We start from the raw sequence: 9,557 nt of genomic DNA, 5'->3' as shown, positions 1-9,557 counted from the left end.
GCGAGGTTCCGAGATCTCGGAACCTCGCGCGCGTGCAGCGCCCCGATCGGAACCTCGGCGGCACGCGGGCGGGGTGTCGTGGAACCTCGCGCAGCCCGACACCGCCGCGAGCCTTCCGTCAGGAACCGGGGCGGGTGCACCAACCCCCGGATTCGGCCCGCCGAATCCCTCTGATCAGGCCTTTTCGTCCTCGGAACCATGCCAGGATCGACAGGTCCTGAGACGTCGGCGTCTCCGTCCGACCGTCTCGAAAGGCGCCGCCCCCATGTCGTTCTGGGCCCTCTTCCTCATCGCGCTCGGTGTCTCCGCAGACGCCTTCGCCGTCGCCCTCGGCAAGGGCCTGCACATGAAGCGCTTCGACGTGCGGCACGCCCTCGTCATCGCGTTGACGTTCGGTGCGTTCCAGGCGCTCATGCCCCTGCTCGGGTGGCTGCTCGGTTCGGCGTTCGCGCAGTACATCGCCGCCTTCGACCACTGGGTCGCGTTCGGGCTGCTCGCGCTGATCGGCGGCAAGATGCTGTGGGAGGCGTTCTCGAAGCACGAGGACACCGAGCAGGACACCGACCGCCTGCCGATCCGTGAGCTCCTGGTCCTGGCGATCGCGACGAGCATCGACGCCCTGGCCGTCGGCGTCACGTTGGCGTTCCTGCCGGTGTCGATCGGCGGCGCGGTGCTGCTCATCGGTGTGACGACGGCGGTGCTGTCCTTCGCCGGCGTGGTCGTCGGGCGCCGTGTCGGAGCCCGGTTCGGCAAGCCGGCCGAGATCGCCGGCGGTGTGGTGCTCATCCTGATCGGCGTGAACATCGTGCTCGAGCACACGGGCGTCATCGGCTGACGTCGGCGGTGTCGCGCCGCACACGCCCCCGCCACCCGGCGCATGATGAACGCATGTCCCGCATCCTCGTCACCGGATCGACCGACGGCCTCGGGCGGGCGACCGCCGACACCCTGCTCCGCGACGGGCACGAGGTCGTCGTGCACGCCCGGAGCACGGCACGGGCGGAGGCAGTCGCCGACCTGCTCGACCGTGGTACCACGCTCGTCGTCGCCGACCTGTCCGACCGCGACGCCGTGATCGCCGCTGCGCGCGACCTCGACGCCGGCGACCCGATCGACGCGGTCGTGCACAACGCCGGCGTGATCTCCGGCCGTGCGCTCATCCCCGTCAACGTCGTCGCGCCGTACCTGTTCACCGCGCTGCTCCACGCGCCGACCCGGCACGTGTACCTGAGCAGTGGGATGCACCGCGGCGGCCGCCCCCGACTGGACGGCGTCGACTGGGACGGCATCGCGGCGACCAACACGTACTCGGACACCAAGCTCTTCGTGACCGCGCTCGCCGCCGAGGTCGCCGAGCGCCGGCCCGGTGTCCTGAGCAACGCCGTCGACCCGGGTTGGGTCCCGACCAAGATGGGCGGCGCGGGGGCGTCGGACGACCTCGAGCTCGGGCACCGTACCCAAGAGGCCCTCGTGACCGACCCCGACGCAACCCTCAGCGGCGGTTACTGGTTCCACGGACAGCGGCAGGAGCCGCACCAGGCGGTCGCTGACCCGCAGTTCCGCCGCCAACTCATCGACGCCCTCGCGACGGCGACGGGCATCACCCTCTGAAGCAGGACAGGAGCACCATGTCGACGGTCAGGGTCCACAACTTCGCGATCTCGCTCGACGGGTACGGCGCCGGAGCCGACCAGTCCGTCGACCGTCCGTTCGGGCACGCCGACGGCCGACTCATGGGGTGGTTCGCCGCCACCGCCACCTTCCGTGCGATGCAGGGAGCGTCCGGCGGGACCACCGATGTCGACGACGAGTTCGCTCGCGCCTGGGGACCGGAGATCGGTGTCGAGATCATGGGGCGGAACAAGTTCGGACCCCAGCGCGGACCGTGGCCCGACGACGGCTGGACCGGGTGGTGGGGCGACGAACCGCCGTTCCACACGCCCGTGTTCGTGCTCACCCACCACCCGCGCGAGCCCCTCGAGATGGCGGGCGGGACGACCTTCCACTTCGTCGACGCCACCCCGGCGGAAGCGCTCGAGCTCGCCCGCCAGGCCGCACCGGGCCGGGACGTCCGGATCGGCGGCGGGGTCGAGACCGTCCGCGAGTTCCTGCAGGCCGACCTGGTCGACCACCTGCACCTGGTCGAGGTGCCGATCGTGCTCGGCCGCGGCGAGCGGCTCTGGGACGGACTCGAGGGGATCGAGGAGCGCTTCGACGTCGAGACGGTCGCGTCGCCGTCGGGGGTCGTGCACCGCACGTTCACGCGCGTGGCGCACTGATCGCACAGACCGGCGGACGAACCTGAGCCGTTGTGTCGGCCGGGGACTACCGTCGACCGCAGGTGACCCAGGCCCCCGGCTGCCGGCACGATCTCTTCGTCCGATGCCGACCGGAAACGCCATGTCCTCCTCGCAGACCGATCTCCCACACCAGCACGACCCGACGAGCTGGACCGCGCTCGAGGTCGGCCGGTGGGAAGCCCGCTCCGGCCGGTCCCACATCGGAACCGTCGTCTTCACGAACCGGTACGAGGTCCGTGGGTGGTCGGGCGAGGTCTTCGGCGACCACACGAGCCTGGAGAGCGCGAAGGCACAGGTCGAGGCGATGGCGCGGTGGAGCCTCGGTGAGCGACCGTGGTCACCCGACGGAGTCGACTGATCAGTCCATCGCGTCGTCGTAGATCCCGATCAGACGGTCCAGGAACGCCTGCACCGTGGCGCGCTCGCTGACGTCCATGTCGGCGACGACGTCCTCGATCCCCTCGATCAGCGGCAGCACCAGGTCGTACGCACGGTCGGACGACCGCTCGGCTGCGGTGACCACGAGCTTCCGGCCGTCGCTGGGGTGCCGCTCCCGCGTGACGTGGCCGGCGGACTCGAGTCGGTTGAGCACGAGGGTCATGGCGGCGGTGGAGATCTCCAGTCGCCGCGCGAGCTCGGTCGGGGTGGACCGTCCGTGGGTGATGAGGTGGTCCATCGCCTCGAGCCCGGCCGCGTCGACGTCGAGTGCCCGGGCCAGGTGTCGCTCGAACCGCTGCTGGCGGACCCCGACCTGTTGGACCCGTGCGCGGATGTCGTCGTCGGGCAGCGGTCGTCCGTCGCGACGGGCGGCTTCGCGGTCGCGTCGGTCGTCGCGGTCGCTCCGGGCGTCGCGGTCTCGTTTTCCGTCGGTGGGCGCTGTCGGTTCGTCGTGCGGCACGAGGTCGATGGTAGTCGTGTAGATTGCCAATCTCATTGGTAATCAAGATTCGAGGCAACATGTCGACCGACCGCAAGCGCGTCCTCATCTCCGGTGCGAGCATCGCCGGACCCGCCCTGGCCTACTGGCTGCACCGGTACGGCTACGACACGACGATCGTCGAGCGCGCGCCGGAACTCCGGACCGGTGGCCAGAACGTCGACGTGCGGGGCGCCGGGCGCGAGGTCTCGCGGCGGATGGGGATCGAGGACGACATCCGTGCCGCCACCACCGGTGAGGTCGGCACGCGGTTCATCGGCCGCTCCGGTTCGGTCATCGCGGAGTTCCCGGCCGGAACCACGGACTCGGGCGGCGCCACCGCGGAGCTCGAGATCCTGCGCGGTGACCTCGCGCAGCTGCTGGTCGGCCGGACCACCGACACCACCGAGTACCGGTTCGGCGACCGCATCACCGGCATGGCGGACGACGACGGCGGCGCCGGCGACGGCGTGACCGTGCAGTTCGAGCACGCCGCCGACGAGCGGTTCGACCTGGTGGTGGCGGCGGACGGCATCGGGTCGAGCACCCGGCGACTGGTCTTCGGCGACGAGCCCGAGATCCGGTCCCTCGGCCTCGAGACCTCCTACGCGACGATCCCCCGCACCGACGCGGACGACGACTGGTGGCGCTGGTACAACGCACCGGGTGGGCGATCGGTGACGCTGCGCCCGGACCCGCACGGCACGATCCGGGCGACGCTGTCGTTCGTGACCGACCGGACCCGGGAGCGCGCCGGCTCCGAGCGACGATCCATCGAGGAGCAGCGTCGCCGACTGCACGAGGTCTTCGCCGACGCCGGCTGGGAAGCGCATCGTGTGCTCGCGGGCATCGACGACGCCGACGACCTGTACTCCGAGTCGATCGGGCAGGTCCGCGCGCCGCGGTGGTCCGAGGGTCGGATCGCGCTCGTCGGCGACGCCGCCTACTGCGCCTCACCGGTCAGTGGCATGGGCACGAGCCTGTCGCTCACCGGGGCGTACGTGTTGGCCGGTGAACTCGCCGCACACGTCGACCACCGCGATGCATTCCGCGGTTACGAGCGCATCATGCGGCCGTACGTCGCCCAGGCGCAGCAGCTGCCGCCGGGGGTGCCGCGGGTCGCGAACCCGAAGAGCCGGCTCGGCATCGCCGCGTTCGGTGCTGCGGTCCGGGTCGCCTCCACCCCGTTCATCGGTCGGCTCGGCGACCGGTTCTTCACGCCGCCGGCCGACGCGATCGACCTGCCGGACTACTCGCACCTCGGGTAGGCCGCGTTCATCGGATACGGTCTGGTCATGACGACGACGCGCGTGATGCTCGTGTACCGCCTGGCCTTCGCAGTGCTCGTGCTCGTTGCGCAGATCGCACAGTTCGGGGTGTCGATCCGGCTCGACCTCGGGGTCGTGAACTTCTTCTCGTACTTCACGAACCTCGGCAACCTCATCGCGGTGGTGGTGTTCATCGTCGGCGCCGTCCGACTCGCCCGCGGGGTGCCGGACAGCCGGACGTGGGCCCTCGTGCGGTTCTGCTCCGTGGTGAACATGGTGTTCGTCGGGCTGGTGTTCAACACGCTGCTCGCCGGGTTCGACCTCGGCCCGCTCTACCCGTGGGTGAACGTCGTCCTGCACATGCTGATGCCGGTGGCGGTGCTGGTGGACTGGCTGGTGCTCGCTCCCCGGGTGCGCCTGGGCTGGCGAGACGCGTGGATCGCGCTGGTGTTCCCGGTGGTCTACAGCGTCTACTCGTTGATCCGAGGCGCGATCGTCGACTGGTACCCGTACCCGTTCTACGACGCCGACAAGGTCGGTGGCGTGGGCGGGCTGGTCCTGTACCTGCTCGCCCTGATCGTGGCGCTCGCCGTGCTCGCGCTGGTGCTGCTGGGCATCGGGCGCGCCCTGCGGCGCGGATCGGACCGCCAGCCGGCCTGACCAGGCGGGTCGCGGTGGTGCGACGGTCGGCGTGGCGGACGGGAGGCCCGTGGCCAGGCCGCCACGGGCCTCCCGTCCGGGCCGCACCACGCTGGTGCGGTAGGTTCCTGCCCAACGCATTCCGGACGCGAGAGAGGGGACGCGGATGGCCCAGGGACACCGCTCGCCCCCCACGATGAGCGACGTCGCAGCCGTCGCCGGCGTCTCGAAGAAGACCGTCTCGAACGTCCTGTCGGGCTACGAACACGTCTCCGCTCGCACCCACGATCGCGTGATGGCCGCGGTGGACGAACTCGGCTACGAGCTCAACGTCTCGGCCCGGAACTTCCGCGCCGGCCGGTCGAAGGTCATCGGCCTGGCGGTGCCGGAGCTGCGGCAGGCGTACTTCGCCGAGCTCGCCGACGCCGTCATCCGCGCTGCCGGTGCCGTGGGCTACACGGTGCTCATCGAGCAGACCGCGAGCGGTGTGCGCGAGGCGGACGCGATCACCCGGATGCGTGAACACTCGATCGACGGCATCATCTACAGCCCGCTGACGGTGCGGTCGAGCGATGCTCCCGCGCTCGAGGTGAAGTTCCCCCTCGTGGTGCTCGGCGAGCCGATCCCGGACAGCCCGGTCACGTTCATCACGATGTCGAACGCGGACGCGCTGCACGACGCGACGGCGCACCTGCTCGACGCGGGCCGTCGTTCGATCGCCTTCATCGGTTCCGAACCGTCGGGGCCGGTACGGACGGCGCAGGAGCGGCTCCGCGGGTACCGCGAGGCGCTCGCCGAGCAGGGCGTGGCGTTCCGACCCGAACTCGTCGTCCCCACGGCGCTCTGGCACCGGGCCGAGGGGGCAGCGGCGGCGCGGGCGCTGCTCGACTCCGGCGTCGAGGTCGACGGGATCGTCTGCTGCAACGACGCCCTGGCGCTCGGGGCGATGAGCGCGTTGCAGCTCGCCGGTCGGACCGTGCCGGACGACGTCGCGGTCGTCGGCTTCGACGACATCGAGGAGTCGGCGTACGCGACGCCCGCGCTGACCACGGTGTCGGCCGACCTGGACCGGGTCGCGGCGACGGCGGTCGGGGTCCTCGTCGAGCAGCTCGAGGAGGACGCGGCCGTCGGTCCGGGCGTGCTGCGCTCGCCGCATGCGCTGGTCGTGCGGGCGTCGTCGGCGCCCGTCGCCGCGGAACGCACGGTCTCCGCCTGAGGTCTTGACCTGCCCGTCGAGCACGGACTACTGTCCAGATTTACACCGGTGTAAATCCGGCATGGACGAGGTCCCGCACACCGAAGTGCGGGACGGATGGCAGGTTTTCGATGAAGAAGCACATCGCGGTCGTCGCGCTCGCAACAGCGGCGGCGATCTCCTTGGCCGGGTGCGCCGGCTCCCCCGGATCGTCCGCGAACGCCCACGTCGACCTGACGTTCTGGCACGGGTACACCGAGGCCGACGGCAAGGTCCTGGACGGCATCGTCAAGGACTTCAACGAGTCGCAGGACAAGGTCACGATCACGACCCAGACGAAGACGTGGGCGGTCATCGACGACACGATGCTCCCCGCGCTGACGGCGAAGAAGGGCCCGGACATCGTCGCGATGACCTCGGACCGACTGCCCGTCTACGCCGAGAAGAAGGCCCTCGTCGACCTGAGCGACTTCTACGACGACGACACCAGCAACACCGGCGAGCTCAAGGAGCAGGCCGTCGCGATGGAGCAGGTCGACGGCAAGGAGTACGGCGTCCCGAGCGGCTTCGTGCCCCTGTCCGTGATCTACAACAAGAAGCTCTTCGCCGAGGCCGGCATCGACGCGTTCCCGACGACGTGGGACGAGTGGGTCGCCGACGCGAAGAAGCTGACGAAGGACGAGAACGGCGACGGCACCCCGGAGCAGTACGGGCTCGTGCTGCCGGACCACCAGACGGTCGGCAACGGCATCTGGCCGAGCCTGTTCGCGGGCAACGGCGGCTCGATCACGAACGACGCCGGCACGAAGTCGACGATCGACTCCGCTGCGAACGTCGAGACGCTCGAGTACTGGGCGAAGGCGATCCGGCAGGACAAGATCTCGCCGACCGGTGTCGACGGCATCGCGGCCGACAAGCTCTTCACCGCCGGCAAGACCGCCATGGAGATCGGCGGCCCGTGGATGGCCGGCGTCGCGAAGGCGTCCGACATCGACTACGGGATCGCCGCGATCCCGGCTGGGCCGAAGGCGCAGGTGGCCTCCGCCATCGGCATCTCGCTCGGCGTGACCGCACAGACCGACGACCCGAAGCAGGCCGCTGCCGAGGACTTCCTGCGGTACTTCAACGAGAAGAACGTCGCGACCAAGTGGGCGCTCGGGTCGGGTTGGCCGTCCCTGCGCACCGACGTGACCGCCGCCGACGTCGACGCGAACCCCACCGTCGCGGCGCTGACCGGTCTGCCCGGCACGACGATCCCGCTCCTCCCGGGCGTCGTGAACAGCGGTGACGTGCTCACCGCGCTCGACACCGCGACGCAGAAGTCGATCGCGGGCGGCGACCCGGAGTCGCTCCTCGGCACCGCAGACACCGACGTGCAGTCAGCCCTGAAGTAGAGGACCACGATGACCACGCAGCAACTCGGCCGACGCCGTCGGTACCGTCCCCCGGGACAGCTCGGCGGCCGGACGCCCCTGAACGGGACCTTCCGCCGCCGTGCGACCGTCGTCGGCTTCCTCGCACCCGCGATCGTCATCCTCGGGGCGTTCGTCCTCTGGCCGATGCTCTCGGCACTGCGGCTGTCCTTCACGGACGCCAGCGGCTTCGGTGACCCGAGCTGGGTCGGCTTCGCGAACTACGTCCGGGTCTTCACCGACCCGGACGTGGTCCGCTCGATCGGCAACACGGCGCTGTACTCGGTGCTGTTCACCCCGGTCGCGATCGCCGTGGCGCTGGTGCTGGCCCTGGCGCTCAACCACCCGGCGTTGCCGTTCCGCGGCTTCTTCCGCTCGGCGCTGTTCCTGCCGTTCATCGTGTCCCTGGCGGTCGCCGCGTTCGCGTGGTCGTACCTGCTCGACCCGCAGATCGGCCTGCTGAACCACTGGCTCCAGGTGGGCGGCATCCGGCTCGGCAACGTCCTGCAGGACCCGGCCCTGGCGATGCCGACCGTGGTGCTCGTCGCGGTCTGGAAGAACTTCGGCTTCTACATGGTCATCTTCCTGGCGGGGCTGCAGGAGATCCCGACCAGCCTGTACGAGGCGGCGCAGCTGGACGGCGCGAACGGCCGCCAGCGGTTCGCGAACGTGACGTTCCCGATGCTCAGCAACACCATGGCGTTCGTCGTCATCGTCGCGCTCATCGCCGCACTGCAGGCGTTCGACCAGATCTACGTCCTGACCGGCGGCGGGCCGTACCGGTCCACCGAGACGATCGTCATGCAGATCTACCAGTCCGGGTTCAAGGACCTCGACCTCGGCTTCGCGTCCGCGCTGGCGTACGTGCTGCTCATCGCGACCCTGCTGCTGAGCCTCGTGCAGTTCCTGTTCTTCGGCAAGCGCGGAGAGGACACCGCATCATGACCGCACTCCCCCGTCCGGCCACCGCGGTCCGGCGCAGGACCGTGGCCCGTCGCCCACCCTCGATGCGCTGGCTCGGCTTCGCCGCGGTGCTCATCGTCACCCTCGCGGTGCTGCTCCCCGTGCTCGTCATCGTGTTCACGGCGTTCAAGCCGGCGAGCGAGGTGAACGCCTACCCGCCGACGCTGTTCCCGCACACGTGGACGCTCGACAACTTCCGGGCGATCTTCACACAGCTGCCGTTCGGCCGGCTCATCCTGAACAGCTTCGCCTTCGCCGGCGGGGTGACGGTCTTCGCGCTGGCGTTCGACGCGCTCGCCGCCTACGCGCTGGCCCGGCTCGACTTCCGGGGCAGCAAGGTCCTGCTCATCGTGATCATCGCCAGCCTGATGATCCCGTTCCAGGCCACCCTGATCCCGATCTACCAGCTCGTGTCCGACCTCGGGTGGGTGAACACCTTCGCCGGCCTCATCGCACCGCGGGCGGCGGACGCCTTCGGCATCTTCTTCCTCCGGCAGTTCTTCGTGTCGCTCCCCCGCGACCTCGACAACGCGGCGCGCATCGACGGTGCGTCCGAGTGGCGGATCTTCCGGAGCATCATCCTGCCGAACGCCGTACCGGCACTGCTCACCCTCGGCATCTTCACCTTCGTCAACAACTGGAACGACCTGCTCTGGCCGCTGGTGTTCACCACGGACCAGGACATGGGGACCATCACCTCCGGGCTGACCCTGCTGACCGGACCCGGCGGCATCATCCCGCAGGGCGTGATGATGGCCGGCGCCCTGATCGCCGTGCTGCCCCTCGCCGTCATGTTCCTGCTCGTGCAACGCCGCTTCATCGAGAGCGTCGCCAGCACCGGGCTCAAGTGACGACGACACCGCG

At 70.1% G+C, this 9,557-nt stretch carries 11 protein-coding genes; 10 read left to right on the top strand and 1 reads right to left on the bottom strand.

Annotated elements, in window-relative coordinates:
• Positions 1-265 precede the first annotated feature (265 nt).
• The 4 genes from M4960_RS10165 (at position 266) to M4960_RS10150 (ending at position 2,658) form a co-directional block, all read left to right on the top strand.
• On the top strand, positions 266-835 hold the full coding sequence (locus tag M4960_RS10165; protein ID WP_123311385.1) for a manganese efflux pump MntP family protein: 570 nt from the start codon (positions 266-268) through the stop codon (positions 833-835).
• A 53-nt stretch (positions 836-888) separates the two neighbouring features.
• Positions 889-1,611 carry an SDR family NAD(P)-dependent oxidoreductase gene (locus M4960_RS10160; protein ID WP_248704162.1) on the top strand — a complete coding sequence of 241 codons (723 nt, stop codon included), beginning with the start codon at positions 889-891 and terminating at the stop codon, positions 1,609-1,611.
• A 17-nt stretch (positions 1,612-1,628) separates the two neighbouring features.
• Entirely contained in the window at positions 1,629-2,279 is a 651-nt protein-coding gene (locus tag M4960_RS10155; protein WP_123292960.1) for a dihydrofolate reductase family protein, read from the top strand.
• A 121-nt stretch (positions 2,280-2,400) separates the two neighbouring features.
• A complete protein-coding gene (locus tag M4960_RS10150; protein WP_131920855.1) occupies positions 2,401-2,658 on the top strand; it encodes a hypothetical protein in 258 nt (85 codons plus the stop codon).
• Here the strand turns inward: M4960_RS10150 and M4960_RS19715 are convergent, their stop codons facing one another.
• Complete coding sequence (locus tag M4960_RS19715; RefSeq protein WP_248704161.1) at positions 2,659-3,198, bottom strand: MarR family winged helix-turn-helix transcriptional regulator; 540 nt, start codon at positions 3,196-3,198, stop codon at positions 2,659-2,661.
• 59 nt (positions 3,199-3,257) lie between these two features.
• Here M4960_RS19715 and M4960_RS10140 point away from each other — a divergent pair, with 59 nt between their 5' ends.
• The 6 genes from M4960_RS10140 (at position 3,258) to M4960_RS10115 (ending at position 9,544) form a co-directional block, all read left to right on the top strand.
• Complete coding sequence (locus M4960_RS10140) at positions 3,258-4,484, top strand: FAD-dependent monooxygenase (protein WP_248704160.1); 1,227 nt, start codon at positions 3,258-3,260, stop codon at positions 4,482-4,484.
• A gap of 27 nt (positions 4,485-4,511) precedes the next feature.
• A complete protein-coding gene (locus tag M4960_RS10135) occupies positions 4,512-5,144 on the top strand; it encodes a Pr6Pr family membrane protein (protein ID WP_123292964.1) in 633 nt (210 codons plus the stop codon).
• Positions 5,145-5,319: 175 nt separating this feature from the next.
• Positions 5,320-6,339, top strand: coding sequence for a LacI family DNA-binding transcriptional regulator (locus M4960_RS10130; RefSeq protein WP_165918695.1), 1,020 nt, complete (start codon positions 5,320-5,322; stop codon positions 6,337-6,339).
• Between the two features lie 110 nt (positions 6,340-6,449).
• On the top strand, positions 6,450-7,712 hold the full coding sequence (locus M4960_RS10125) for an ABC transporter substrate-binding protein (protein ID WP_123937085.1): 1,263 nt from the start codon (positions 6,450-6,452) through the stop codon (positions 7,710-7,712).
• A 9-nt stretch (positions 7,713-7,721) separates the two neighbouring features.
• Positions 7,722-8,675: a carbohydrate ABC transporter permease gene (locus tag M4960_RS10120; protein ID WP_132099213.1), complete on the top strand. Its 954-nt coding sequence runs from the start codon at positions 7,722-7,724 to the stop codon at positions 8,673-8,675.
• On the top strand, positions 8,672-9,544 hold the full coding sequence (locus M4960_RS10115; RefSeq protein WP_123937084.1) for a carbohydrate ABC transporter permease: 873 nt from the start codon (positions 8,672-8,674) through the stop codon (positions 9,542-9,544). The genes M4960_RS10120 and M4960_RS10115 overlap by 4 nt, the downstream gene beginning before the upstream one ends.
• Positions 9,545-9,557: the final 13 nt, after the last annotated feature.

The organism is Curtobacterium sp. MWU13-2055 (genome assembly GCF_023242305.1).
Classification (GTDB): Bacteria; Actinomycetota; Actinomycetes; order Actinomycetales; family Microbacteriaceae; genus Curtobacterium.
This window is presented reverse-complemented; position numbering and strand designations above follow the sequence as displayed.